This is a genomic window from Rothia sp. 88186D007BW (assembly GCF_053544215.1).
Window position 1 is genome coordinate 22,684 of sequence record NZ_JBPPTR010000007.1, and the last position, 25,946, is coordinate 48,629.

A 25,946-nucleotide genomic window follows, 5' to 3' on the forward strand; every position below is an offset into this window, starting at 1 on the left:
TTGTTCTGGTGGGAATGATTACACCCTCTACCCCGCTAGAACCTAACTAAAAAGGGTGTAAACGTAAAAAGTTGCCTACGAAAGAGGAGAATTAGGCGTACGCTTCAATGAACTTAATCAAAGTAGCGATGGAGTGGCCGGTACCTTCCTTAGGGGTATAACCGTAAGGACTCTCCTCGTTGAAGGAAGGACCCGCAAAATCTAAGTGTGCCCAGGGAATCTTGGCGCCGTCCTTCTCGCCCACAAATTCTTCAAGAAACATGCCAGCTACCAGCATGCCTCCATACCGAGCACCAATATTTTGCATATCGGCAACGGAAGACTTGAGGCTCTTGCGCAGATGCTGGGGCATAGGCATAGGCCAGTAGTCCTCACCGGCCTCGGCTGCTGCATCAACAACCTGCTTGCGAACATCATCACGGCCCATCACCGCTGCGGTGCGGACGCCTAAAGCAACGAGCTGGGCACCGGTGAGGGTCGCGATATCCAGCAGAACATCGGGCTCAGCTTCAGAGGCCAGGGCTAGACCGTCGGCCATGACCAAACGGCCTTCAGCATCGGTATTCATGACCTCTACGGTGTGGCCGCTGCGCATAGTAAGCACATCTTCGGGGCGGATAGAATTGCCGCCGGGCATATTTTCAGCCAGGCAAAGATAGCCGTGGACGGCAACCGGCAGGTTAAGCTCAGACGCTGCAGCAACAACGTTGAGCACGGTTGCAGCCCCTGCCATATCAGATTTCATGGTGGTCATAGAGCCCGCAGGCTTCAAGGAGATACCACCAGTATCAAAAGTAATACCCTTGCCCACAATGGCAACGGTCTTCTCAGCATGATCGGGAGTGTATTTGACTTCAACAAGACGGGGCTTACGCTCTGAGCCCTGGCCAACGCCAGCGATACCGCCAAAGCCTTCTGCAACTAGCTCATCGTAGTCCCAGACCTTAGTCTCAACATGCTTCAGGCCATCGACCCGAGAAAGGGCGCGCTCAGCAAAAGTCTCAGGGTAGAGGTGGGAGGGGGGAGTATTGACCAGACGGCGGGTATGATCAACTGCTTCACCCAGAATCAAGGCCCGGGTGAGTACATTTTCAGCCTCTTCAACTGTCACATCAGTAACAATGAGAACCTCAGCAACCGGAGCTTTGACCGAATCAGAGGTCTTTGCTCGTAACTGAGCATCGGTGAAGGCGCCGTAGGTGGCACCTTCTGCTACGGCAGCTACCTCTTCAGCGGTCTCAGTGCCCAAGGCGAGGGCTACGATATCTACACCGGCAAGCTGACGGATAGCTGAACCTGCTGCATAGCGCAGGGCGGTGCGGTGAGCGGTGGCATCATCATTCTGTGTGCCCAGCCCGATAAGAGCAACCACATCCACACCAGCTTCATCAAAACCGGGAAGTCGAAGAAGTTCGTCCTGCTTGCCGCTAACCCCCAAATCTTCCAAAATAGCCTCTAGCCCCTCAGCCGTTTCGCTATCGAGGGGGTTAGGGGCAAGTGAGGGGCCTTCCTTACCGGAATACACGCCCAGCACCAGTACATCAGCCTCAAGAGCGTCAAGGTCGGGGGCGGTTACAGAGAATGATAGGTCGTGAGAATCGCTCACAGAAATCTCCCTTCACATCAGGAATAAATAGGGGCAGCTACGCTATAAGGCGACTGCAGTACCGTCTATAAGATTAGGCCTAAATACTGTGAGAATGTAACCTGCGCAACGCCCCTTACTGGTAAATCACCGTAGAGCGAACAGATAAGGCGAGAACTCTGCGTGGCTGTCAGCAATAATTCTGCATGTTCCCAGCCTTATACCTCAGTCATCAGACTACACACCGGCCATACCCTGGAGTACTATAGAGACTCACAGAAGACGGGAACTCAAAAAGGGGGCTAGAAAGATGATACACGAAGACCGGCTGTATATAGCCCAGGCCGGAGCGTTCGAAAATGACCGGTTACGAGGTCTACCCCTTGTCATTGCTCTCTCTCACCCCCAGGATGCAGGTGGTACCGCCGGGCACCTAGGTGAAGTACTTCTGCACGAACTTGATAACGTGCCCGTCATTGAATTTGATGCTGACCGCCTACACGACTACCGCTCACGAAAGCCCCGCATCACTTTCAAGAAAGACCACTACACCAACCCGGTGCTCCCCGAACTCAAACTCTATGCGGTAGAAGACCGCCTGGGTAAGCCTTTCTTGCTCCTTACTGGAGCAGAACCTGATTTGCTGTGGCAACGATTTACAGCTGATGTGGTTGATATCGCCCAGAAACTTGAAGTTTCTGTAGCCCTAACGGTTACAGGCTTCCCTATGCCTGTTCCGCATACCCGCCCTATCCCCGTAACCGCACACGGCTCACGAAAAGACCTAACCGTTGGCATCTCCCCTTTTCAACCTGAGGTCATGGTGCCAGGGTCCGTTTCAAGCCTGCTCGAAGTTCGCCTCACCGAGGCTGGGATTGGCACAGCTGGCTTCGCGGTGAATGTTCCACAATACCTTTCAGAGTCAGAACTTCCCCAGACTGCTCTCATCGCCATGGAGCACCTATCGCTAGCTGCTAAGTTGAGCCTTCCCTCAGATCGCTTGCGGGAACTATCTGAAAACGTCCAGCTACAAATTGATGAGCAAGCTAACGCCAACCCTGATATTCAAAGGATGATTCGGCGCCTAGAAGAATCATATGACGCAAACGCCGCCCAAGGATTTAGCAGCCTGCCCCTCTCACAACGAGCAGCAGGGCAGGTTCCTAGCCGGGACGAAATCGGTGATGAAGTCGAGGCTTTTTTGGCCCAGTTAGACTACCACGACCCAGATGCGGGTGAAGGCACCCCGGGCTAGGCCCCTCATCCTCCTAGGCCCCTCATCTTCCTCGGAAGTCTCAGAGCGTTTTCAGTTCAGAGCGTTTTCAGTAGTGCGCCTGGCTGTGGAAATCCTCATATATCTGTCACAGATAAGTCATAGATTCACCGACATATAGGTTCCTAGCCCATGGTCTACCACAAAAAACCTTGTGACTTGGGTAAATTCCCTATTCGCTGACTATGAAGATATCCACAAGGGGTAGCGAAATTCCCCTAAGGCTCTGACTTTCACCAGGCTAATAGGTATGACAGAGAATTACTCCGCCCCAGAAGAACCCACCGTTACCTACATCAGCTCCGAGCGCGACGTCCTTGCCCTAGCACTTCACCTTTTAGGGTATTGGCCTGAACAATCCATCCTGCTTCTAGCTCTCAGCGACGGAGGCGCTGGCCCCCTCATGCGAGTAGATATGCCGGATATTTCTGACGTAGCCCCGGACGACTTCCTTACATACCTCTTTGGCGCCTTCCCCACCCACAGCCCTAGCGGTGACCCTATCAACAGCGTCTTTCTGCTCCTCTTTGCCCCAGGTTCAACTTCGGGTACTGCAAATGCGGCAGTAGAAAGTCCTTTCATAGACACAGCGCAACAGTACGCCACGCTCGCCCCAGCTCATGCTCAACGCCATGGGCTAAACGTACTGGACGTACTTGCAATTGGGCAACAGGCCTACTGGGCAGTAAATCCCGCTGAAGGACAACTTGCTCCCGCAGGCTTTCTCGACGATGTGCTCACAAGCCCGCTCTACGCCGAACTGGTAACTCGCGGATCATGCGTTGCGAACGATTTCTTAGAAGCACAAAAACTCAAAAGATGGGATGCGCTACAAACCCAGAACCCCCAGGCACAAGAGAGCTGGCAGGTCTATGCTGAAGCTGCTAGCACCCTATACCAGCACAATAAAGAAGAAGAGAACCCTGATGAAGCGTTCCAAATTGCTGGCGAACTAGAGCTGTGGGAACAGGCGATAGATACAGTGACTTCCTTGCTAGATAATGCCCCGGGTATAGACCTAGATAACAGGGGAGTGCTAGCTGATTCCATACGCGCCACGGTGCTACCTGACTTAGCCGGTTTTCTCATCACTTCACTCAGTAGCCTCGCCACGCTGCAACTGGTAATTTTTCAGGCCTGCCGCAGTCTCAAAGACTCCGTAGCCGCCCTTGAAACCTTGGCCAAGAGCAGCGAAGAACTTGGAATAAATCATCAGCCGGAATCTAATAGGGTGCTGCCCCTGCCCTCCACGCTTCACCGGTATCAGCTCAATCACCTCAGCCAACCTGAATCTTATACACCGAACCCATCAAAAGACACAGGGGATAATCTCAGCGCACTCGCACAGACCCTTTTTGGGCTAGAAACTCTCCCACCATGCTGGAAACGTCTTGACGCTTTAGCCTGCCTGGCAGCCGTACTTGAAGGCTCTGCCACCGGGAAAGCAGAAGGGGCTCTTGTTGCTGCTCAAGCCTGGATGAGCTGGATGCGGGGAAACTCTACAGAAGCCTCCCATCTGCTCGAAACCATTGATAACACCTATATTGAAAATGATTCTCTACCCCTGCACTACCTCTTAACCATAAGTGCCTTCCCAGCCTGGCTTACCCTCCCTGGAGGGACTCCTGGAGGGAAGATGAGTAAGAATAGCGAATAAGAGGCCGTGCCTTCTTCGCTAGATAACCTAAAACATGTCATACTTGACTATTGACCCCGCTCAAAGTATCTCTCAGAAAATACAGTTCCGTATTCGGGAATAGCAACCCCTTCTAGGGTGTTGAGATAACCGATAGTTACCTAGAAACTGCATTTTGTGACCCAGGCACTTGACAGGGTCTTAGGTGTTTTGACCGCGAACACCGCCTCATACTCGCTACGGTCAACTAGCTCAGAAAGGTTTTCTGTGTCACCAGCCGCACGCAAGAAAGCAGCCAGCGAAACCGCTGCAACCAAAGCCACCGCTAAAAAAACCTCAACTCGCGCCAAAGCAAAAAAGGCTGATGAGGCAGCAGACGCCGTAGAAGCAGACGACGAAGAAAGCGCCGCACCTCAGCGAGCCCCCAAAAAGACCGCAGCTAAGAAAGCTGCCCCTAAAAAGGGCCGTAAAGCCAAGGACGAGGACGACGAATTCGCCGATAGCGACATCGACTTGAGCGGTGATGACCTCGATACCACCGACATCGAAGATGCCGATGAAGACGATGAAGATGACGAGACTAACTCCGTCACCAAAGAAGAAAAGAAAGAAGCTGAAGCTGTAGCAGCTAAGGGCTCAGGCTTTGTTCTCACTACCAACGATGAAGATGACGCCCCTGCCATCCGCGTTGTTACTCCCGGCGCCACAGCGGACCCCGTTAAGGACTACCTCAAGCAGATTGGTAAGGTCGCCCTCCTCAACGCTGAGCAGGAAGTTGATCTTGCTATGCGCATCGAGGCAGGTCTCTACGCCGAACACAAGCTCAAAGAAAACCCTGATATGGACCCGCAGCTCAAGAAAGAGCTACGTTGGGTTATTCACGACGGCCGCCGTGCCAAGAACCACCTGCTGGAGGCCAACCTACGACTGGTCGTCTCTCTTGCTAAGCGTTACACTGGCCGCGGCATGCTCTTCCTCGACCTGATTCAGGAAGGCAATCTGGGCTTGATTCGCGCTGTTGAGAAGTTCGACTACTCAAAGGGCTTTAAGTTCTCAACTTACGCAACCTGGTGGATTCGTCAGGCCATTACCCGCGCTATGGCAGACCAGGCTCGTACTATTCGTATTCCTGTGCACATGGTTGAAGTCATCAACAAGCTGGCACGTGTGCAGCGTCAGATGCTACAGGATCTAGGCCGCGAACCTACCCCTGAGGAGCTTGCTAAAGAACTTGATATGACCCCCGAAAAGGTCATTGAAGTTCAGAAATACGGCCGCGAACCGATTTCACTCCACACCCCTCTGGGTGAGGACGGCGACTCTGAGTTCGGTGACCTGATTGAGGACTCTGAAGCTGTGGTACCAGCAGACGCCGTCTCATTCACCCTACTCCAAGAACAACTCCACTCAGTTCTAGATACTCTCTCTGAACGTGAAGCTGGTGTTGTTGCCATGCGTTTTGGTATGACTGATGGTCAGCCTAAGACTCTCGATGAAATCGGCAAAGTCTACGGGGTTACCCGTGAGCGCATTCGCCAGATTGAATCAAAGACCATGTCTAAGCTCCGTCACCCTAGCCGCTCCCAGGTTCTTCGCGACTACCTAGACTAAACCGGCTTAGTGGAGACACAGTAAAAGGGTGGGGCCCTTGAGCAAGCTAGCTCAAGGGCCCCACCCTTTTCGCGATACATCTGAATCACACCATCATAAGTGCGCAGCGCTTGAGAAACCTGCCTTAAGCAATAGCTAGGGCCACAATTTTCCAGTTGCCTCGTTTGCGCTCTGCCCGAAGAGCTATAGCTCTCGTCCGAATCTCATCGGTCACCAGTAAACTCATCTCATAGGCTGTAGGGGCAGCTTTCTGAACGATGATACGACGCGGGCGAATCTGTGCTGAAGGCTTCTGAGGGTACATGGCTTGAGGGTAATGAAGCTGCCGGTAACGAATGGCAGCTTTAGCTTGTTCAAGCTGCTTCTCCAGAGTGCGGTAGCAGCCAATAGTCATCCACGGCGCCAGATGATGCTGAGGCCTGCGCCCCATAAAAACTTCAATGGCAGCGGTTCCGATGCGAACCCCAAGCTGCTCAACAGCCTGCTCCTCTTGATCGATAAATGAAAGACTTACTTCAGGCTCAGCGGGGTGACCCTTTTCAAAGAAAGGCGCATATTTCTCAGCGTATTCGGTAGCCTCTACGATGATGTATTTACGGTCGTCTCGTTCTGGGAAAGCGGTTTTCATTGGATGCTCCTTTGTAAAACCTAACGGGGTAAATGAATAGTTTGACCTGGAAAAATAAGGGTATCTAGGGTGGGGATAGTATCTTGATTAAGGTGGTAGATGCTCTGCACAAGCGCCAACACCTCAGCTCCAGAAGCATCTGGGGCTAACCTGCTTTCTGCAATGCTCCATAAGGAATCACCAGAGGCTACGGTGTAGGTATCTGTGAGATTTTCAGTTGGGTGTGCATCTTTGCCCTCGGAGGCTCCAGAGAACTGCACTGACTCTGGGGTAGCAAGAAGGGAAAGTTCCTCTTGGTTGCTACCGCCTTCCCCAGAGATTTGCGATAGAGGAGTGCTGCCTCCAAATAGGGGAGAGATGGGGCGGTAGCTTGTACCTTTGACAGGAAGAATAGTTACGGCCGTCTGCGTCTGAGGGCTTTCGAAGAGCGGTGAAAGTGGAGTTGCGGGGCTCCTTAGATCGATGAGGGGACCATCGATAGGAGAAGCGACGTTAGATTCGTGAGGAAACAGAGGGGAAGAAATCTCGTCTCCGTACATCGGTGCTGTAAGTACAGCGGCCTGTTCAGACGGTAAAGCATAAGCCTGTGCTGCGGGGTTTAAAGCTCCAATGCCTATAGAGGCTCCAGCAAGTGTCTTAAGAAGACCAGGGGCCCAGGCAGGAAGCTGTATCTGATGGAAGGTACGCTGCGAACGAAGCAGAGCACTGTAATAAAAACCTAAGCTCATAAGCCACCAGAGGGCAATACAGAAGCAGAACAGGCCAATAAGAGCACAAACTAAAAGACTAACCCACAGGCCTGGGGTACCTGGAGCTATGTCTAGGCCGTGTTCCTTATCTGTGAGAAGTGAGTGAACCATCATGCTAGCTACTCCAGCGCCCGCCAGAGCTAGCAGAGGAACCAAATTGGCAACTATGAAGGCAGAAACCCTTGTTTTCACTTCTTTCACCTCGAATCATGTCATTTGATGCAGTTTGATGATTTAAGTATCATACTACTTCTCTTTGAGGGGGATTCAAAGGACGGCATGCCATTACTCGAGATATTTTCGCTCGTCACGGTATGCTCAGTGCATGACACACCTCGATTTACTCTTCCGTGACTACGAAATTCAGATGGAAGCCCACAAACAGCGAGACTACGAGATGGACGCCCGCGAGCTTCGCCAAGCAGAACTTTCTCGCATCACCGCAGCCGATCGACTGGCCGCTCAGATGCAACAAGAACTAACCATTCACGGGACAACAGGAGACATCTGGCGAGGAAAACTACAAACCCTTGGGCTAGGGTGGCTCCAACTTTCCACCGAGGCAGGGGGCATCATCCTTCCCCTTGCCGAAACTCTCTGCTGGGAAGGAGGAAACCACCACGCAATAGGAGAAGCACACGAAGTCTCCCGAAAGCTCACCCTAGGGTCTGCCCTGCGAGCTCTGAGCAGAGCCCAACAAGAGATACAAATACATCACACCGGAGGAAAAGGACTAACCAGCGCAGGAAAAATCTACTCGGTAGGGGCAGACTACTGCGAAATCCTCGGTATGAGGACACAAAAAGAGGGCGCATATGGAATACCACAAGTTCCACGTTGCGTCCTCTTCACCTCGATTGCCGCTATCAGAGTAGCGAGATAACCAAGCTCATTTAAGAAATATCTGCCCGCTCTGACTGATCAGCCCGGATAGCTTCTTCGGTCATGGCATAGCGCTCGCTGATATAGGCTTCGAGCATACTCTTCTCAACTCTCCACTGGTTTCTGCCACCAATCTGGATAGCTTTTAGCTCCCCAGAACGCACCAATGCACGAGTTTGACTGGGGGAGATATTAAGAATTTCACCGACGTCTGTCAGAGTGAGGAAACGCTGTTCAACCATGTCTAGAGTCCTTTTATGAGGGGGTGAATGGGGGATTCTTTGCTACATTTTAGTGTATTTTGACCTATTTTGATAGAAGAATCAAAGTCTGTGGATAACTTGATTGATTTTGCGTAACCTTCGCCCAAAATATGCAAGAATTTTGAAATCTAGCCTCTGATTAGGGAAACTGCTGTTAAAGAGAAAAATCCCTGACTCAAAGAGGTGCCCACATGGCTCAAGAAAACCTAGCTGCCCGCTTCAGAAAACCGGGCTTTCGCGACCCCAAGCTGCTGGCGGGCGTCCTCATCATTCTTCTCTCAGTTCTAGGGGTGGTCGGTATCGTGCGAGCTACCAACCAAACTCAGCCCTATTACGTAGCTAGCAAAGATATTGGTATAGGTGAGAAAATCACCACCGACAACACTACAACCACCCAGGTCAAACTCGGAGACTCAGCCCAATTCTATCTTTCAGCCGATCAAGTAATCGCTGAGGGCACAGTTGCCACACGCCCCCTAGCCTCAGGCGAACTTCTCTCTGCACGTTCACTATCAAGCGAAGTAAATGATGGGCGCAGACTCGTCACATTACTTCTAGACCAGTACGCGGTAGCTGAATACCTACCCGGTGACCACGTAGATATTTGGGTCGCCTACAAAACAGAGGGCACCAACTCCTATGGTGACCCCGTAGCGATAGCAGAATCAGCACAGGTACATTCTGTAACCGCCCAAGAGTCAGTCATCGGAGGCACAGGACGTTCAGCTGTAGAACTATGGGTCAAGCAGGAAGTCCTACCTGATGTACTGGGTGCAACAAGTAAAGGCGCGGTCATCAACCTGGTTCCATCGGCTTACGAAACAGGAGATAACTAATGCAGGTCCCTCTTGTTGTCGTTGGCGATGAAGGCGGACGCTTCATCGCAGCTATCGAATCCCAGCGCGGCCATGTGAGCGTGGTCAGACATGTTCACGACATCGGCGAGATGCTAGGAATCGCCCAAAGCGGTATCGCCCGCGCTGTACTCATCGTGACCGGGGCAGAACAACTAACTCACTCCATGGTGAAATCCCTGCACCTTCTAGAGGTAGCAGTTTGTCTTGTCCTCGACCAAGGAACCCCACCAGCTATCACAGGGGTTCACCCCATCGACTCCCTAGCCGATACTGCCGAACTCATCGGTGAAATAGAACAAGCAGTCGAAAACCTGCTGGCTTCAGAAGACCCCGAACCTCGCTCCGAACCGCACCTAGATGCACCTGAGCTCTGCGCACCTGCACACACCGGGCAGCTACAGACAGAAGAAAAACAGGACGCACCCCCTTCACCTCACACAAACGGAAAAGTAATGGCAGTATGGGGGCCCTACGGCTCACCAGGGCGCACAACCTTAGCCATCAACCTAACAGCAGCCTACGCAGAAGCAGGTTACACAGTATGCCTGGTGGATGCAGATACCTACGGGGCCTCAATCGGGGCCGCCTTGGGGCTCACCGATGACTACTCGAGCCTGGCCCAGCTCTGCCACTATGCAGACCGCGGGAACCTCACCCAACAGCAGCTCAAAGAACTAACCCATACCATTTCAGACCGTTCCCACTATTTCGACGTCATCACCGGGATAAACAAAGCAGAACGCTGGGTAGAAGTACGCTCCAGCGCACTAGAGCTTGTGCTCAATCAACTGGTCTCAAAATACGACCTAGTAGTAATTGATACATCCTTTTGCTTAGAAGAAGACCCCGCCCTGAGCTTTGACGGCCTAACTCCCCAACGAAATGAAGCAACCCTCACCAGCCTGACACGAGCCGATCACATAGTAGCTGTCGGCCTAGCAGACGTCGTTGGCGTACCCCGGCTCATCAAAGCATACGACAGTCTCACCACAGCTCTTGGAGCGAACCCCGCCGAGAAAATCAGCATTGTCTTTAACCGAATCCGCACCGAAGCCTTAGGCGGCTCCGCACAAGCGGCACTAGAACACTCCTGGGAACGCTTTGGGCCAGCCCTCCCTATCACATCTCAACTACCAGAAGACACCGCAAACGCAGATAAAGCCCGGCTAGAAGGACGAACCATTCTTGACCTAGCCCCACACACAGAACTGGCTCGCCAACTGCACGAACTAGCTCAGACCACTCAACGCGCCCTAGGACTTGGAAAACCTGCCCCATCGCTAGAGCAAGTACAGGGCATAAGCATGATAAAAAAGAAGAAACCCTGGGCGCGCTTTACCCGCCGCCACAGTACCTAAACCGCCCGGTTCACGCTAACAGGAGGCACCTTGTCACTGACCGAACCCCTCATGCCCACAGACGCTTACAGGCCCGGCGACATCGAATGGCTCCACCTACTCACCAACGAATGGCAAATCATTGCAGATACCGGCTACTGCGACCTGATGCTCTGGGCCCCCCACCCCGAGACCATCGAAGGCTATTTCTCCCTCTCCCAATCGCTACCTGCCTCCGCTAGGTTCATCAACCTGGCCCAAATTCGCCCCTCCACCACCCACACAGTCTTCCACACCGACTGGGTAGGAAAAGAACTCAACCCTGCCCTCTGCGAACGCGCTGTAGCGAGTTGGAATAGTCAAACCCCCAAGACATTCAACGATGAACATAACCTCACCGACATCGTCCTTGATACGGAATTTATTCCACTCATACGTAACGACAGGCCTGTAGCCCTACTATCTGTCCACCGTGAAAGCCTAGGTACCCGAAAGCGCCAGAAAGCAGAACGGGTCTACCGCGATGTCTCCCACCACCTTCTACAGATGGTCTCACGCGGGGCCTGGCCCGAATTCGCTGCCCCTGTTGGAACAGCCCACGGCAACCCACGCGTCAGCGACGGTCTTGTCATGCTTGATACCGACGGGCGAGTCACCTACGCCTCTCCTAACGCCCTCTCAATTTACAAACGCCTCAACTACGCAGGCGATATGATCGGGGCAAGCCTGCTCGATATCACCCGGGCCTTACTCCCCACCGGCGAAAAAGCGGACGAAACTCTGCCCCTAGTTCTTACCGGCCGCATGCCCTGGCGTGCAGAAATTAAAGCCAATCTCAAAAACGTCACCTTCCGCGCCATTCCCCTGCGACACGTCTCCAGATTTGGCGAAGAACGCTACGGTGCTCTTCTCTTGTGCCGCGACGTCACAGAGCTACGCCGGCGAGAACAAGAGATGATGTCTAAAGACGCTACCATCCGCGAAATCCACCACAGGGTTAAAAACAACCTCCAAACAGTGTCAGCTTTACTGCGGCTACAATCTAGACGCATGACCACCCCCGAAGCGAAGGAAGGCCTTGAACAGGCCATGCGTCGTGTATCAACTATCGCCCTGGTACATGATGCTCTCTCGCAAGGGCTGACCCAGGACGTAGATTTCGATGACCTCATCAGCCGCCAATTCAGACTTGCTGCTGAGCTAGCGTCCCCCGGCCAGCAGGTTGCAACCCGAATTGAGGGATCATTTGGGAAACTACCTAGCCAGATCGCAACACCTCTAGCCCTTGTTATCAACGAGGTCGTAGCTAACGCGGTAGAACACGGGCTAGCTGGAGAAACCGGTACCGTGACGTTAGGCTGCCAACACCGCTACTCAGAAGGGCAAGAGCACAGCATCATCGTTACAGTGCACGATAGCGGCCAGGGGATCAGTGCAGAGAAAATCAGGGAGCTAGAGGAAGACGGCCCCGGAAACGGTCTCGGCACACAAATCGTGAAAACCCTGGTTGCTAGCGAACTCAACGGTACTATTCATTGGTCTCCAGCCCCTGAAGGTGGGACTCTCGTAACGATTGAAGCAACTATCTTATAGATAGTAAGAACACTATAAAAAGCAGGGGTGAACTGTTTGACCAGTTCACCCCTGCTTAAGAACACTTAAGTGAAGTCTTCTACTATGAGGCCCTACGGGCTCGAGCAGCACGTCGCTTTATAGCACGACGCTCATCCTCACTTGTACCGCCCCACACGCCAGAATCCTGGCCTGTTTCGATAGCCCACTGCAAGCAGATATCCATCACAGTGCAGCCGCGGCAAACATTTTTAGCCTCTTCAATCTGAAGAAGGGCGGGCCCGGTATTTCCTACGGGGAAAAAGAGTTCAGGGTCTTTCTCAAGACAAGCAGCACGGCTACGCCAATCCATTAGCATGCTCTCCTATAGGGTTTACCGGATTAAAGCTGAGGCAAAAGGACTCAGCAACTTACAAAAAAATCTGGCCCCTTTCCTCAAAGGAGCCAAACTTGAACCTCAATAACTTTCCCACGATATGGGGCGTCATACAAGGGGGTTGTGAGCGAAAATCTGCCCGCAAAGCTGAGGTAAATATCACAGGAGAAGACCTGTGGGGGTGCCGGGGTGAGAGGTAACACTCCCAGATGCCTATTCTAGATAGGAGACCCTTTAGGAAGAAAGAGAAATGAGATAGACATGGCTTCTTCTAGTGCCTTAGCCGTCCCCAGGCCAGTGAAAATCTTGGTTGGCTTAAGCTTAAGCCAGGCCCTATACCTTGCCTTCCGCGCACTCATCGGCATTATCACCTCTACTGAAAGTGGGGGAGCTGTAGTGACAGCCTCCTTCTACTTTATTATCTCGCTAGCCCTTGGCGTAGGCGCTCTTGCCATATGGCGGGCCCAGCGCTTTGGGCAGACGCTTGTGCTCGTCTGGCAGCTCTTTGCCGTTATTATTGGCATTCAAACAGCCCTAGGTGGGGACCACCTGGTAGGAATCACAGCAGCCACGATTGGAGGGGCCGTTATTTTGCTACTTTTTACTCGCTCTACTCTCGAGTATCTGACTCCTTCTTCCCGCTAGCCTCTACCTCTGGCAGGGCCGCTTGAAAAGCGCTAACCCTTGCATGGTCAATAATGACTCCACGCCCTGCCGGTAACTGACCATAGGTTCTAAGGTCAAGCGGTAAGGTAAGGCCAGGGTAGAAAGACATATCTGCTGAGGTTCGTGGGCTAAGGACGATACCTGTGGACGTGCCGTTAAGGGCTGCAAGAATCGGGGAGGTATTCCAGCGCGGCCACGGAGTATAGGTAAGAACAACCGATTCAAATTTATCTTTCTGGTTGAGTATCGTATGCTGCACATCATGACTGAGCTGATCAAGATTATCAATGAGCAATATAGGGCGAACCCCTAGACTTTCACCCGCGAGGAGGGCCTGCTCGATATCTGCCATCTGAGTAGTAGCACCTGAGGAGATAAGGATGAAATAATACTCAGGATTAGCTTGGATGAAGGTTTGGAGCAGGCTGGTTTTCCCTGACCCACGAGGGCCGCTAACACTCATGAACCCTGCCCGCAAAGGCGGGGTGAAAGCTGTAGACCCGTCTCTGAGCACTCCACACGCAAGTGCACCTGAATGAGGTTTAGGCGCACGAGAGATAGCATGCACAGGGCAGAACAAGGGTAAGGGGCGCCAGGAATGCTCGCCAGGGTAAGAGCCCTCTAACTGGGTGGTGGGCTGTAAGGAGGCCTTGTCTGAAGAACTCGGTGATGTATCGAGTGCTGCCCAGACAAGCGTACCTGCCTGCACCCGTCCTTGCGAGGAGTCGTAGATAGATTTTCCTTCTACCGCAAACTGCCCACTGCCCGGTATCGTGTAATCCTTGGTGTGGGGGCGGAGAGGGTCACTTTCAAGAGCAGAACGAGTCATGAAGGTGTGCTCAAAAATTTGCTGGTACTTGCCCCGCACTCCTGTAACTGAAGTGCATAAAACCTGGACCTTGGGGTGCTCGCCCATGGTAAGTATCTGCTGCAGGTGGAATTCTGCTACCGGGTGCCGCTGAAGGGAATCAAGCAGCACCTCGAGAGCATCTATCAGTAGGAGCTGACCAGGCTTGGGCTCTTCTGCGCAAGAGGCTAGAAGATGCTGTACATAGTCAAAATCCTGGTAGGTAAAGACCTCAACCTGCTCTGCATACTCCTCACCCCAGCCCCGTATCTCTCGAGCCCGCTGCTCTGAGGGGGTAAGACATAAAACGGCATAGCCTTTCTCCAGCGCTTGAAGAAGGGTTACCTGAAGTGCCGGCAGACAATCATTGCTAGATCCCTGTAGTAGGACCGGGCCATTGCTAGGCGTCCAGATAAAAGGAGCTTGAAGCCCTAACTCTGCTATCTCGTAGCGACCCAGCAGCAAAGAAAACGGGTGAGCTGAATCTGGCATATCGGTATGCTTGGGAGGCTGAAGGGCAGCGGCGATAGGCCGATAAGCAGGTAACTGGTGAAGTGCCTGATAAGCCTGATGAACGGACGTATTGGTAGCCTCAAGGTCGGTATCGCTCAGCGGCGGGAGCATCTTGGCCATGTGAGAATCATCGATATCGAGAATAAAACGTGCACGGCAGAGGTCTTCTGGTTCTTGCTCATAGAGCCCTGTAATTAAAGGTGCTTGAAACTCAACCACCTCATTTTCAGTGCTTTTGAGGAGCCCCCGGCCGGGGGACTGCGCAGAAAGATGAGCAGCATCATCAGAGCCTAGGACGCTAAAAGATTCCTGCGCAGAACTTACTCTCAGACACATCAGCGTTGAAATGTTGGCCCGAATATCGGGAGAAATTGCTCCCTGAGGGCGCTGGGTAGCAAGGATAAGGTGATAGCCCAGTGATCTACCGATAGTAGCGATTTTCATTATTTCGTTCATTATCTCTGGGTAATCATCGACGAGCATACGAAACTCATCGATACAGATAACAAGCTCTGAAAACTCCGGGGCTGTACGGGTAGCTTTGCAGCAGGCGATGTAATCATCGTAGGAGCTAATTCCCATGCGTTTCCACATCTGTTTGCGCCGCGTGAGATCTGCTCGTAAAAATTTCATCGTGCGCATCAGCTGAGAAGTTTCAAGGTCAGATATTAGTGAAGCGCAGTGGGGCAAGGACGCTAAGGGGCCTAAACCAGCGCCACCTTTGAAATCAATGAGGATCAATGAAAGACGTTGGGGCGGGTAGCGTAGTGCTGCTGACCACAAGAGCGAACGAAGAAGCTGAGATTTACCTGAACCTGTTGTTCCCGCGCAGAGGAAATGAGGGCCGTGAAGGGTCAGCCCCAGTTGTAGATTGGCATTACTCCCGCAGGCCTGGCCTGCGAAGAGAAAAATCTCTGCCGCCCACAGGTTCTTATGTGCACCCTCCTGCGGTAACTCAGTCAGACCATAGGCTGGTATGTGAGATGTCAGTACTTTAGCGCCAGCTAAACCTTGGGAAATAGGGGATAGCTGACCGGGCGTGAGGTCAGCTAGTAGCGCACAGTAACGCTCTTCGCTGATTCCATCTACAACGAAGCTATGCCAAGGGTGGGGTGGAGAAAAGAGGTCTGTGGGCGACTGGGGGGAGGAATAAGAACTGACAGGAAAGGCCCTTAGCTGCGCTGGTAAGGACGCCGGTATAGAACAGCACACCACCACACCAGCATCGACGCTATCAAGTTCTGCTGTGGATACTGCAAGTACGTTTGCTGTAGCAAGCAGCGGATCAATAAGACGTAGAAACCAGGCGGGATCTTTCTTCCCTACCAGAACATAGACAGGCTCTTCCTTGGCTACAAGCTGATAAAGAGCTAACCTCTGGGCTGATAAAGGCAGGGTAGGGAGTATCTGTGCAAGTTCTTCTGCGTTGACCGTATAAGGTGCTGCCTGGACTTCAGGTAATTGCTCTAACTCACGTTGCCGTCCCATGACTCGTAATGGTCGGGTGCCGCGTCCTACGATAAAACCTGTAGTAGCGTGTACCGCATCAGCTCCCCGGTAGCTGACTACTGCTTCTTCTTCCGCATGGGCAAGGTGCGCTATTTCCCGGCGTACCGAAGACCGTTCATGGCCTTGTGTAAAGGCATGAAGACCCATCAAAAGTGAGGACCCACAAGCCATCAGAAGAATAAACCACAGTTTTGTAAACCAGGCAATGACGAGCCCGATGATGAGAGGGAAAATCATCATAGCCACGGTAAGTAGCTTAGATTTAGGCGCAGGAACATCAATCTCTTGAATCTCAGGGTCACAGAAAAGGGGAGGGCTCTTCTCATGCTGGTCAAGAACGAGGACGCTACTACCTAAGACAAATTTTTCCCCAATGGTGATTCTGTGGTGCGCATCTTTCCCTGAGAAATACACTCCGCTGCCAGTTACTTCGAGGCAGCCCTCAATAGGTGCGAGAGAGGGGTCCTCAACTCTGAGCAGAGAAGCTTGTCTGCCGATTTCCCAGCTACCTCGTGCCAAGGGAAAGTAAGAATGTGAGTCTGGCCCGTGAATCACGCGCAAGATAAAGAGAGGTTGGCTCTCTGAAGGGGAAGACCAAATCGGATGAGATAAAGAACCTGATACTTTGAGCTGGGCGCCATCAACCCAGGGAGAAAGACCAGGGGTGAGCCCCCTGATATCGTTCCCCTGAATGCTCCAGCTGAAATGATCGCTACCCCACAAGGAGCACAGTTCTTGATGGCAGATAGCCCCTGTTGTTCCTCGTGAATACTCAAGTTCTACCGACCTGTAAGGCCCAGCGGGAGGTTGCTGGATGCGGAGTAAAAGCTTCATAGGGCTACCTAAGACCTGGAAACCTGCCATCGCAAGGGCGCAAAACAGAAAAACAAACTATATGCGTTGTTTTTAGGTGGTGGCGGGGAAAAATTTAAGATTTTCACCTCCCTGTCACCTCCGATAGTGAGACTGGGGAATAATCACACGAATTTTCCAGCCTGTTAGCGGGTAGTGGCCGCCCATATCCGGTACTTTTGTTATTAACTGTGTTTACCGTACATAGAAGGAACACACTGAAGTTTAAGCTTCTACGCTGTAGTAGCAGAGCGCGGTTGCCTCAATCCCCACGCTAGGTGCGCAACCCCTAATAAGGAGTAAGTTAAGTGAACGCTGATCTTGTAGTTGTAGGCTCTGGCCTCTTTGGCCTCACCATCGCAGAGCAAGCTGCTACCCAGCTTGGCCTCAAGGTAGCCCTTCTCGACCGCCGCCACCACATCGGCGGTAACGCATACAGCGAAAACGAAGAAAAGACCGGGATCGAAGTTCACCGCTACGGCGCTCACCTCTTCCACACCTCTAACGAACGCGTCTGGGAATACGTCAACCGTTTCACCGGATTCACCAACTACACCCACCGCGTCTACACCAACCACAACGGTATCGTGTACCCCATGCCCATCAACCTGGGCACCATCAACCAGTTCTTCAACGCCGCCTACTCACCGGCAGAGGCTAAGGCCCTGATTCAGGAACAAGCCGGTGAACTAGCTGGAACTGACCCCAAGAACCTCAACGATAAGGGCATTTCCCTCATCGGGCGTCCGCTCTACGAAGCCTTCATTAAGCACTACACTGCCAAGCAGTGGCAGACCGACCCCGCCGACCTGCCCGCGTCCATCATCTCCCGCCTGCCCGTACGCTACAACTACGACAACCGCTACTTCAACGACAAGTACGAAGGCCTGCCCGTTGACGGCTACACCGCCTGGCTTGAGCGCATGGCCGCCCACCCCAACATCGAAGTTCACCTCAATACCGACTTTTTTGAAGAAGGCCACGAATACTCCCGTTCCAAGGTGCTGAGCCAAGTCCCCGTTGTCTACACCGGCCCGGTCGACCGCTACTTTGACTACGCAGAAGGCGACCTCTCCTGGCGAACCATCGACCTTGAAGAAGAAGTCCTCGATATTGAAGACTTCCAGGGCTGCCCCGTCATGAACTACCCCGATGCAATCCACCCCTTCACCCGCATCCACGAGTTCCGTCACTTCCACCCCGAGCGTGACTACACCAAGGATGCCACCGTCATCCACCGCGAATACTCCCGCTTTGCTGAAAAGGGCGATGAGCCTTACTACCCGATTAACACCGGTGCCGACCGCGAGATGCTCCTGAAGTACCGTGAGCTAGCTGGGGGAGAGCAGAACGTCCTTTTCGGCGGACGCCTGGGCACCTACAAGTACCTCGATATGCACATGGCAATCGGTGCAGCACTCTCAATGTTCGACAATAAGCTCCGCCCCCACTTCGAAAAGGGCGAAAAGCTGATATCTGGCGGAATCGAGGCCTAACAATGAGCGAAAAAAGCGTAACTGCAATGAAAACTCTACAGCGGGTTATTCTGCCTGAAGCTGTACAAACTGACGTCATACCCTTGTATATTGACAGTGGTAGCGCCACCGGCGTGCAACTACCTACCCGCTTAGACGGAGACGCAGCTCAAACCATTGAGAAGGCAACTGCTCAACAGGAGTTGAAGAACGAAAGTTCAACGGGCCCTGCAACCATGAGCTCTGACCTACTAGGTCGCCATTCAACTCACCTAGATGCAGGTAAAACTGTTTCCTTTGGCACCTATTTCAATGCCTTCCCCGCATCGTACTGGAGACGATGGACCGACCTTAGATCAGTAACCCTCAGTATCACCACTGAAGGTTCAGGTATGGTCGTGGTCTACAAGTCAAATGCTCGCGGTGTTATCCAACGCGTGGACGCTAAAGTGCTTGAAGGGCCAGAAACTTCCACCTTTGACCTGACACTAGCTCCCTTCGGTGATGGTGGCTGGTATTGGTTTGATCTTACTGCCACCCACAGCGACCTTACCCTAATCAAGGCAGAGTGGCTTGGTAATATTAAGCCTCGCCTGGGAGAAGCTGGCGGTAAAGCTACCGTGCAGATTACCACCATGAACAAGGTGCAGTATTGCATCGACAATATCCGTTCCCTTGGTAATAACCTTGATGCTCTGGAAACCGTTAAAGAGATTCTGATTGTTGATCAGGGTACCGATAAAGTTCAAGACCACCCTGACTTTGAAGAGGTAGTTGCTCCTCTTGCGGGCAAATTCCGTATTATCAACCAGGCAAACCTGGGTGGTTCGGGCGGCTTTGCCCGCGGCATGTTCGAGTCTGTTAATAACGGGTCAGACTACGTTATGTTGCTCGATGATGACGTCGTTGTTGAACCTGAATCTATTTTGCGTCTGATTACCTTTGCTGATTACTGCAAGAACCCCACTATTGTGGGCGGTCACATGTTCGATATGTATGACCGGTCAGTTCTGCACGCCTTCGGTGAAGTAGTGAACCCCTGGCGCACTTTTTACGATAAGCCCCATGCTGATATGTCTCTTGGGCACGATTTAGGTAGAAACAACCTCCGTAACACGCACTGGATGCACCGCCGTGTAGACGTTGACTATAACGGTTGGTGGATGTGCCTGATTCCTACAGAGGTCATTCAGAAGATTGGCCTGTCACTTCCCCTTTTCTTGAAATGGGACGATGCAGAGTACGGTCTTCGCGCTAAAGAAGCTGGAATCGCCACCGTCTCATTCCCCGGTGCGGCCTTGTGGCACGTATCGTGGCAAGATAAGGACGACTCCGTCGGCTGGCAGGCTTACTTCCACGAGCGTAACCGCCTTATTACTGCCCTTATCCATTCCCCCTTTGAAAAGGGTGGAGCGGTCCTACGCGAATCTCTCTTCTTGGATGTAAAGCATGCTCTATCGATGCAGTACTATACAGAAGAAGGCCGCCTGATGGCTATCGAAGATTTGCTCTCTGGCCCAGAACATCTGCACCCTTCTCTCAGCGAGCGCCTGCCTGTTATTCGCGGTAAGGTGAAGGAGTTCCAGGACGCTCAGCTCAAGTCAGATGTCGATGAGTACCCTCAGCCCAAGACGACTAAACCTCCTTTCAAGGGACGTCGTAACTTTAGTTCCCCTGGCTACCGGAAGCTTATTCCCTGGGCTGTTTCGACTGTGGGGCGTCAGCTCTTTAAGCCGGTTGATGATTTGGCGAAGACAAACCCCCAGATTCAGCTGAATTACTCTGAGAATCGTTGGTGGACTGTTTCTAAGTTTGATTCGCTCTTGGTGACTAACGCTGAGGGGACCGGTGTCTTCTGGTATCAGCGTGACCCCAAGAAGCTTCGGGAGAATTTGGCTCGTGCTTCGAAGCTACATGCCAAGCTCTATAAGAATTGGGCTGAATTGCGTCAACAGTATCGTTCAGCAGCAGCTGAAGTAGCGTCGTACGATGCGTGGGCTGATACTTTCAAGAAGCATACGGAGTCTGAGCTGACCCGATGAGTAAGCAAATAGTTCACCCTCTTTTGCCCCCAGGGCGTGGTAGAGGTCTACGAGATGTCCTTCAAAATCGTTATCTTTTGAAGCTGCTGGTCGACAAGGAAATCCAGGTTCGCTACCGTGGGTCTGTCTTGGGTATTCTTTGGTCGTATATTAAACCGGGTGTGCAGTTCGGTGTCTTCTACATTGCCATGGGCCTTTTTCTGGGCCTGGAACGGGGCATGCAGAATTATGCTATTTACCTGTTCTCTGGCATGGTTGTCATTAACTTCTTCTCTGAAGGCTTCAGTAATGGGGCTAAGGCCATGGTTGTTAATGGTGCCTTGATTAAGAAGATTTACCTTCCTCGTGAGCTGTTCTCGGTCTCAACGATTTGGGTGGCTTTGATCCACTTTGTGCCTCAGATTGTGGTGCTTTTGCTGGCTTGTATTTTTGCCGGGTGGAGCCCAGATGTGAAGCAGGTTGCTGCGGCTCTTGTTGCCATGGTGATTATTATGGTGTTCTCTGCGGGGCTTGGCCTGATTTTTGGTGTGGCTAATGTCTTTTTCCGTGATTCAGAGAATATTGTGGATATGCTCCTGATGGTTGCTACCTGGTTTTCTCCGGTGCTGTATTCATGGACTATGGTGCGAGATACTCTCTATTCGTGGGTTATTAATGTTTATCTTCTGAACCCTCTGACCGTTGCTGTTGAACTGTTTCACTATGCTTTCTGGATCCCCACTTTGTCTGAGGAGGCTTTGGCTCTACCAACCTCGCAGATCCCTCCGCATCTACTTACTCTGTGGGTGCCGGTTGCCTTGGGCGTTTCGCTAGTAACCTTGTTCCTTGGTGACTTACTTTTCCGTAAGCTCGAGGGCAACTTCGCCCAGGAGCTCTGATCGTATGGATATCAAGAAGTTCGATTTACCGCCTGTGACTGATAGCGCCCCGGTGGTTATTAGGGTTGAGTCGCTGGTCAAACGCTTTGTGCTGCGCCATACCCGTTCGATGAAGGAAGCTTTCGTCTGGTTGATGAAGGGCCGCAAGGGAGATTTGAATGAGAAATTCAATGCGCTCAACGGGGTCTCTTTAGATATTCGTGAAGGTGAGCGCGTTGCCTTGCTGGGTTATAACGGTTCTGGCAAGTCAACCTTGCTCAAGCTGATTTCGGGTGTGATGCACCCTGATGAAGGTATGGTGCTGACGGGCGGACGCATTGCCGGGCTTATTGAGGTCGGTGCAGGCTTTCACCCCGACCTTACCGGGCGGGATAACGTGTACCTCAACGCCGCAATCCTTGGTATGAGCAAGGAACAGATCGAAGCAAAGTTCGATGAAATTGTTGAGTTCTCTGAAATCGGCAACTTTATTGATACCGAGGTGAAGTTCTACTCATCGGGCATGTATTTGCGTCTGGCGTTTGCTGTGGCTGTTCATACTGACCCGGAGATTTTCTTGGTGGATGAGATCCTGGCGGTGGGCGATGAGCCTTTCCAGAAGAAGTGTATCGCTAAGATTCGTGACTTGAGTGCTGAGGGGAAAACCCTGGTTGTAGTCAGTCATGACCTTGATTTGGTGGCTAGGATTTGTGAGCGTGGTGTCGTTTTGGATCACGGTTCTAAACAGTTTGATGGTCCTATTGACCAGGCGATTGAGTTCATGAGGGCTAAATCTCGGTAAGAGAAGTCTTCCCCTAAAGTACCCACAAGCTCCCTAGCTTGTGGGTATTTTTGTGCGTTGTTACTAGTCAGTAACTAGTTGCGTGTCTAAACGTTACGAATTTCTGCAATGAAAATGAGGGGCTGTGGAAAAGTTCTGCCCTTGAGTTGTCGTGCCTTATCAAGCAAAACTTGTATGGGATCTAACCTGTGGGGCAGAGGCGCACCCGGCTGATTTATCCACAGAATTTTCTTCTGCCGTTTGATTGTTTGACCTAATCAACTGTATCTTGTTGGAGAATTCACCGATGGGTAAGAACAGGACGTAAGGGGGACAAATGCCTATAGCGCACGCAGAAGAGCTTATCGAAGCAGATGTACGCGATTTAATTCGCCGTAGTAGCCTTGATCCGCTTGTACAGCAGAGTGAAGCTAAAGAGCTCATTCAGCAGGCAATCGCAGAGTATGAGCACCAGATGCTGCGCGGGGCAGTGCCGCGGCTTGAGAACGCTGATACCCTCATGAGCACCTTGTTTGACAAGGTGTGCGGCTTTGGCGAGATTCAACAGTTTCTTGATGATAGCTCTGTCGAAGAGGTATGGATTAACGCCCCGGATGAGATTTTTGTGGCTAGGGCCGGGGAATCGGAGCTAACTGGCTTGAGCCTGAGCGAAGAACAGATTCGTGCACTGGTAGAGCGTATGCTCAAAACCTCGGGCCGTCGCCTGGATCTGAGCACGCCTTTTGTTGACAGCTCACTGCCGGACGGCTCTAGGCTCCATGTAGCTATACCCGATGTTACCCGCCAACATTGGGCCATTAACATTCGTAAGTTCATTGCTCGGGCAACCCGTTTAAATGATTTAGTGAAACTGGACTCTCTGAGCCTAGAGGCTGCAAAGTTTTTGGATGCAGCTGTTGCTAGCGGTCTCAATTGCCTGGTGTCAGGGGCAACTCAAGCTGGTAAAACAACTATGTTGAACTGTTTATCGGCCTCAATTGGTATGCGAGAACGTGTTATCACCTGTGAAGAGATTTTTGAGCTTAAGATTCCGTTGCGCGATGTTGTGAATATGCAGTGCCGTCAGCCCAACCTTGAAGGGCATGGGGAGATTCCTCTACGGCGTCTGGTGAAAGAAGCCTTGCGTATGAGACCTGACCGTTTAATAATTGGTGAGGTACGTGAAGCTGAGTCCCTTGATATGTTGATAGCTTTGAATTCTGGGCTGCCGGGCTTATGCACTATCCACGCTAACTCTGCCCGTGACGCTATCACCAAGATGTGCACACTCCCGCTTTTAGCCGGTGATAATATCTCAAGTTCTTTTGTTGTGCCGACGGTAGCTTCTTGTTTTGACCTGGTAGTGCATTGCGACCGCGATTTGAGAGGGAGGCGCTACGTTCGAGAGATTCTTGCGGTGGGTAATCGTGTTGAACATGGTGTGATTGAGACCAGCACACTTTTTAGGCGTGAAGGTGAGCAGCTGGTGTGTGTTGCCTCAGAGGTGCCCTCACCGGAGAAGTTTCTGAGGGCTGGTTATGCTCCTGAATCTCTGCTTAACTGTGAGGCAGGGCTGGTATGAGTGCTTTCTTTGGTCTTACGTTCGGTATTGGTGCGCTTTTTATCTATATGTCCTTCTGGGAGCTTCCCAGCCGCGGAAAGAAAAAACGCAAAGCTCCCGTCATGCAGCAGCTCCTTCGTCAGGCAGATCTTGAGAAGTTCACTGTGGGTATGTTTTATTCAGTGTCGGCTGCAGCTGCTCTAGTGGCCATGGTCCTAACTTTTGCCCTGACGTCCTTAGTCCCTCTTGCTCTACTTGCTGCAGGCGTTGGCTTCTTTGGCCCCTATTTTCTGGTCAAACACCGGGCAACTCAACGGCAGGCTCAGCTGCGAGATCTATGGCCTGACACGGTAGATCACTTGCGGTCAGCTATCCGTGCTGGCTTATCGCTTCCAGATGCCCTCATGCAACTTCAATACCGGGGCCCAGAACCTCTACGCCCAGCTTTTGCCAGTTTTGCTGCAGACTACCTGGCTAGCGGCGAGTTCTTGCCTGCTCTGAACCGTCTTAAAGACCGTTTGAGCGACCCTACAGCCGATAACATCATTGAGGCCCTTAAAGTGACCCGCGAAGTTGGTGGCACCGACTTAGGTCGACTTCTAGGAACCTTAAGCTCCTTTTTACGTGAGAACAGTAGAACCCGTTCTGAGCTTGAAGCTAGACAATCATGGACGGTTAATGCTGCGCGTCTGGCCTGTGTGGCCCCCTGGGTTGTCTTGGGTTTAATGGCAACCCAGCCTAGTACCATCAGAATCTATAACAGCTTTGCTGGCTTTGTGGTCTTAGCAAGTGGGCTCGTACTAACTATTATTGCCTACCGGCTCATGATGCGTATCGGTGCTTTACCTGAAGAGAAGAGGGTCCTTGCATGAATCTTTCTCTTCTCCTTGGCCTGAGTCTTGCCGCAGGGCTCTGGTTGGTTCTTTCAGGTATGTGGCACCAGCGGCGGGAAAGCTTCGCAGACCGTATAGCACCCCAATTGCGCGCAGCAGAACTTAAAAAGAGCCGCCCAGATGCCCCGTATAGTACCTTGCCAGAAGGTATCTACGGTGCAAGTGCTGCCCTTCTGGCCCCCTGGGTCGAAAAGATTTACCGGAGTTTGGGTAAATCTAGCTTCGATACAGTGGCTCTTGAAAAACGTCTTGCCCAGTTAGGTAGGGGTTTGACGGTTGCTGAATACCGGGTGCAACAGGTGCTGTGGAGTTTGCTGGCTGCTGGGCTCTGTATTTGTCTGGTAGCTGTGGGACTTGCCCACGGCACACTAAATCTTGTGCCGGGCTTTCTTCTCATCGTGTTAGGTGCTGCGGCCGGTTTTCTTGCTCGTGATTACTGGCTATCTCAGCAGATTGCTAAACGGGAAAAAACGATGCTAGCTGAGTTTCCCGCCTTAGCTGAGTTGATGGCCTTATCTGTTACCGCAGGGGAGTCAGCTATCGGTTCGCTTGAGCGGGTTGTGCGCAGTTCGCAGGGAGAGCTCTCTGGTGAGTTTCGAACTATTCTCGCTATGACTCGCTCTGGTGAATCACTGGTTGTTGCTTTGCAAAGTTTTTCTCAGCGAACTTCGGTGGCGGCCCTCTCCCGTTTTGTGGACGGCCTGGTGGTGGCTATTGAACGTGGCACACCTCTGGCTGATGTCTTGCGAGCCCAGGCACAAGATGTGCGGGATAACGCCAAGCGTGAGCTGATGGAAACAGCAGGGAAGAAAGAAATCGGTATGATGGCGCCCGTTGTCTTTCTGATTCTTCCGCTCACTGTGCTTTTTGCGATGTTTCCAGGCCTTTCCCTTCTTAATCTTAATTTCTAATCTTGCCTTCCTCTAGGCGCTTTCTATTCACCCTCTTATGTATAAGGAGAACCCATGAAAAAGTTTATGACCGACACCTACGTTAAGGCCCTTATCAGCATTTTTGCCCCTCTGCCTAGCGCAGATGATGCTGAGCGTGGTGACGTACCCGGCTGGGTGATGATCACGATGATGTCCGCTATCCTCGTGGCCGCTATTTTGGTGATTGCTCAGGATGCTCTGGTGAATATGTTCAATAATGCGATGTCGATGATTAGCCGCTAGGGGAGT

The 25,946-nt window shown here is 52.1% G+C and carries 21 protein-coding genes; 16 read left to right on the plus strand and 5 right to left on the minus strand.

Annotated elements, in window-relative coordinates:
- Positions 1-91: 91 nt before the first annotated feature.
- Positions 92-1,606: a leucyl aminopeptidase gene (locus tag ACEE09_RS05170; RefSeq protein WP_449082696.1), complete on the minus strand. Its 1,515-nt coding sequence runs from the start codon at positions 1,604-1,606 to the stop codon at positions 92-94.
- 289 nt (positions 1,607-1,895) lie between these two features.
- On the opposite strand from ACEE09_RS05170, the gene ACEE09_RS05175 reads away from it, so the two are divergent.
- The 3 genes from ACEE09_RS05175 (at position 1,896) to ACEE09_RS05185 (ending at position 6,105) form a co-directional block, all read left to right on the plus strand.
- Positions 1,896-2,840: a proteasome assembly chaperone family protein gene (locus tag ACEE09_RS05175; protein WP_449082698.1), complete on the plus strand. Its 945-nt coding sequence runs from the start codon at positions 1,896-1,898 to the stop codon at positions 2,838-2,840.
- A gap of 268 nt (positions 2,841-3,108) precedes the next feature.
- A complete protein-coding gene (locus tag ACEE09_RS05180) occupies positions 3,109-4,515 on the plus strand; it encodes a DUF4192 family protein (protein ID WP_449082700.1) in 1,407 nt (468 codons plus the stop codon).
- 246 nt (positions 4,516-4,761) lie between these two features.
- Positions 4,762-6,105: an RNA polymerase sigma factor gene (locus ACEE09_RS05185; protein WP_449082702.1), complete on the plus strand. Its 1,344-nt coding sequence runs from the start codon at positions 4,762-4,764 to the stop codon at positions 6,103-6,105.
- 124 nt (positions 6,106-6,229) lie between these two features.
- Here the strand turns inward: ACEE09_RS05185 and ACEE09_RS05190 are convergent, their stop codons facing one another.
- Entirely contained in the window at positions 6,230-6,733 is a 504-nt protein-coding gene (locus ACEE09_RS05190) for an Rv3235 family protein (protein WP_449082704.1), read from the minus strand.
- Positions 6,734-7,807: 1,074 nt separating this feature from the next.
- Between ACEE09_RS05190 and ACEE09_RS05195 the strand changes: the two genes are divergently transcribed.
- A complete protein-coding gene (locus ACEE09_RS05195) occupies positions 7,808-8,365 on the plus strand; it encodes a hypothetical protein (RefSeq protein WP_449082706.1) in 558 nt (185 codons plus the stop codon).
- 10 nt (positions 8,366-8,375) lie between these two features.
- Here the strand turns inward: ACEE09_RS05195 and ACEE09_RS05200 are convergent, their stop codons facing one another.
- Complete coding sequence (locus ACEE09_RS05200) at positions 8,376-8,606, minus strand: helix-turn-helix domain-containing protein (protein WP_449082708.1); 231 nt, start codon at positions 8,604-8,606, stop codon at positions 8,376-8,378.
- Between the two features lie 212 nt (positions 8,607-8,818).
- On the opposite strand from ACEE09_RS05200, the gene ACEE09_RS05205 reads away from it, so the two are divergent.
- The 3 genes from ACEE09_RS05205 to ACEE09_RS05215 are packed head-to-tail and all read left to right on the plus strand — an operon-like array spanning position 8,819 to position 12,414.
- On the plus strand, positions 8,819-9,463 hold the full coding sequence (locus tag ACEE09_RS05205; protein WP_449082710.1) for an SAF domain-containing protein: 645 nt from the start codon (positions 8,819-8,821) through the stop codon (positions 9,461-9,463).
- Positions 9,463-10,842, plus strand: coding sequence for an AAA family ATPase (locus ACEE09_RS05210; RefSeq protein WP_449082711.1), 1,380 nt, complete (start codon positions 9,463-9,465; stop codon positions 10,840-10,842). Before ACEE09_RS05205 ends, ACEE09_RS05210 begins: the two co-directional genes overlap by 1 nt.
- Positions 10,843-10,893: 51 nt before the next feature.
- Complete coding sequence (locus tag ACEE09_RS05215; protein ID WP_449082846.1) at positions 10,894-12,414, plus strand: sensor histidine kinase; 1,521 nt, start codon at positions 10,894-10,896, stop codon at positions 12,412-12,414.
- 82 nt (positions 12,415-12,496) lie between these two features.
- Here the strand turns inward: ACEE09_RS05215 and ACEE09_RS05220 are convergent, their stop codons facing one another.
- Complete coding sequence (locus ACEE09_RS05220; RefSeq protein ID WP_449082713.1) at positions 12,497-12,745, minus strand: WhiB family transcriptional regulator; 249 nt, start codon at positions 12,743-12,745, stop codon at positions 12,497-12,499.
- Between the two features lie 285 nt (positions 12,746-13,030).
- Between ACEE09_RS05220 and ACEE09_RS05225 the strand changes: the two genes are divergently transcribed.
- Positions 13,031-13,414 carry a hypothetical protein gene (locus ACEE09_RS05225; RefSeq protein ID WP_449082715.1) on the plus strand — a complete coding sequence of 128 codons (384 nt, stop codon included), beginning with the start codon at positions 13,031-13,033 and terminating at the stop codon, positions 13,412-13,414.
- Here ACEE09_RS05225 and ACEE09_RS05230 read toward each other — a convergent pair.
- Positions 13,380-17,138 carry an FtsK/SpoIIIE domain-containing protein gene (locus tag ACEE09_RS05230; protein ID WP_449082717.1) on the minus strand — a complete coding sequence of 1,253 codons (3,759 nt, stop codon included), beginning with the start codon at positions 17,136-17,138 and terminating at the stop codon, positions 13,380-13,382. The two genes, ACEE09_RS05225 and ACEE09_RS05230, sit on opposite strands and share 35 nt — an antisense overlap.
- Positions 17,139-17,464: 326 nt before the next feature.
- Here ACEE09_RS05230 and glf point away from each other — a divergent pair, with 326 nt between their 5' ends.
- The 8 genes from glf to ACEE09_RS05270 all read left to right on the plus strand — a co-directional run bounded on the left by glf (position 17,465) and on the right by ACEE09_RS05270 (position 25,940).
- Positions 17,465-18,652: a UDP-galactopyranose mutase gene (gene glf / locus ACEE09_RS05235; RefSeq protein WP_449082719.1), complete on the plus strand. Its 1,188-nt coding sequence runs from the start codon at positions 17,465-17,467 to the stop codon at positions 18,650-18,652.
- A gap of 26 nt (positions 18,653-18,678) precedes the next feature.
- On the plus strand, positions 18,679-20,673 hold the full coding sequence (locus ACEE09_RS05240) for a glycosyltransferase (protein WP_449082721.1): 1,995 nt from the start codon (positions 18,679-18,681) through the stop codon (positions 20,671-20,673).
- Complete coding sequence (locus ACEE09_RS05245) at positions 20,670-21,551, plus strand: ABC transporter permease (RefSeq protein ID WP_449082723.1); 882 nt, start codon at positions 20,670-20,672, stop codon at positions 21,549-21,551. The genes ACEE09_RS05240 and ACEE09_RS05245 overlap by 4 nt, the downstream gene beginning before the upstream one ends.
- Before the next feature lie 4 nt (positions 21,552-21,555).
- The gene (locus ACEE09_RS05250; RefSeq protein ID WP_449082725.1) at positions 21,556-22,332 is read left to right on the plus strand and encodes an ABC transporter ATP-binding protein; all 777 of its coding nucleotides are present in this window, start codon (positions 21,556-21,558) and stop codon (positions 22,330-22,332) included.
- A gap of 316 nt (positions 22,333-22,648) precedes the next feature.
- Positions 22,649-23,893: a CpaF family protein gene (locus tag ACEE09_RS05255; RefSeq protein ID WP_449082727.1), complete on the plus strand. Its 1,245-nt coding sequence runs from the start codon at positions 22,649-22,651 to the stop codon at positions 23,891-23,893.
- Positions 23,890-24,744: a type II secretion system F family protein gene (locus ACEE09_RS05260; RefSeq protein ID WP_449082729.1), complete on the plus strand. Its 855-nt coding sequence runs from the start codon at positions 23,890-23,892 to the stop codon at positions 24,742-24,744. The genes ACEE09_RS05255 and ACEE09_RS05260 overlap by 4 nt, the downstream gene beginning before the upstream one ends.
- A gap of 290 nt (positions 24,745-25,034) precedes the next feature.
- Positions 25,035-25,676, plus strand: a complete 642-nt coding sequence (locus ACEE09_RS05265; RefSeq protein WP_449082731.1) for a type II secretion system F family protein — start codon at positions 25,035-25,037, stop codon at positions 25,674-25,676.
- 66 nt (positions 25,677-25,742) lie between these two features.
- A complete protein-coding gene (locus ACEE09_RS05270) occupies positions 25,743-25,940 on the plus strand; it encodes a hypothetical protein (RefSeq protein ID WP_449082848.1) in 198 nt (65 codons plus the stop codon).
- Positions 25,941-25,946 lie beyond the last annotated feature (6 nt).

Coding starts and splice junctions, on each gene's coding strand:
- ACEE09_RS05175 (WP_449082698.1), top strand. CDS start 1,896: ATGATACACGAAGACCGGCTGTATATAGCCCAGGCCGGAGCGTTCGAA.
- ACEE09_RS05180 (WP_449082700.1), top strand. CDS start 3,109: ATGACAGAGAATTACTCCGCCCCAGAAGAACCCACCGTTACCTACATC.
- ACEE09_RS05190 (WP_449082704.1), bottom strand. CDS start 6,733: ATGAAAACCGCTTTCCCAGAACGAGACGACCGTAAATACATCATCGTA.
- ACEE09_RS05195 (WP_449082706.1), top strand. CDS start 7,808: ATGACACACCTCGATTTACTCTTCCGTGACTACGAAATTCAGATGGAA.
- ACEE09_RS05200 (WP_449082708.1), bottom strand. CDS start 8,606: ATGGTTGAACAGCGTTTCCTCACTCTGACAGACGTCGGTGAAATTCTT.
- ACEE09_RS05205 (WP_449082710.1), top strand. CDS start 8,819: ATGGCTCAAGAAAACCTAGCTGCCCGCTTCAGAAAACCGGGCTTTCGC.
- ACEE09_RS05210 (WP_449082711.1), top strand. CDS start 9,463: ATGCAGGTCCCTCTTGTTGTCGTTGGCGATGAAGGCGGACGCTTCATC.
- ACEE09_RS05215 (WP_449082846.1), top strand. CDS start 10,894: ATGCCCACAGACGCTTACAGGCCCGGCGACATCGAATGGCTCCACCTA.
- ACEE09_RS05220 (WP_449082713.1), bottom strand. CDS start 12,745: ATGGATTGGCGTAGCCGTGCTGCTTGTCTTGAGAAAGACCCTGAACTC.
- ACEE09_RS05225 (WP_449082715.1), top strand. CDS start 13,031: ATGGCTTCTTCTAGTGCCTTAGCCGTCCCCAGGCCAGTGAAAATCTTG.
- ACEE09_RS05230 (WP_449082717.1), bottom strand. CDS start 17,138: ATGAAGCTTTTACTCCGCATCCAGCAACCTCCCGCTGGGCCTTACAGG.
- ACEE09_RS05240 (WP_449082721.1), top strand. CDS start 18,679: ATGAAAACTCTACAGCGGGTTATTCTGCCTGAAGCTGTACAAACTGAC.
- ACEE09_RS05245 (WP_449082723.1), top strand. CDS start 20,670: ATGAGTAAGCAAATAGTTCACCCTCTTTTGCCCCCAGGGCGTGGTAGA.
- ACEE09_RS05250 (WP_449082725.1), top strand. CDS start 21,556: ATGGATATCAAGAAGTTCGATTTACCGCCTGTGACTGATAGCGCCCCG.
- ACEE09_RS05255 (WP_449082727.1), top strand. CDS start 22,649: ATGCCTATAGCGCACGCAGAAGAGCTTATCGAAGCAGATGTACGCGAT.
- ACEE09_RS05260 (WP_449082729.1), top strand. CDS start 23,890: ATGAGTGCTTTCTTTGGTCTTACGTTCGGTATTGGTGCGCTTTTTATC.
- ACEE09_RS05270 (WP_449082848.1), top strand. CDS start 25,743: ATGACCGACACCTACGTTAAGGCCCTTATCAGCATTTTTGCCCCTCTG.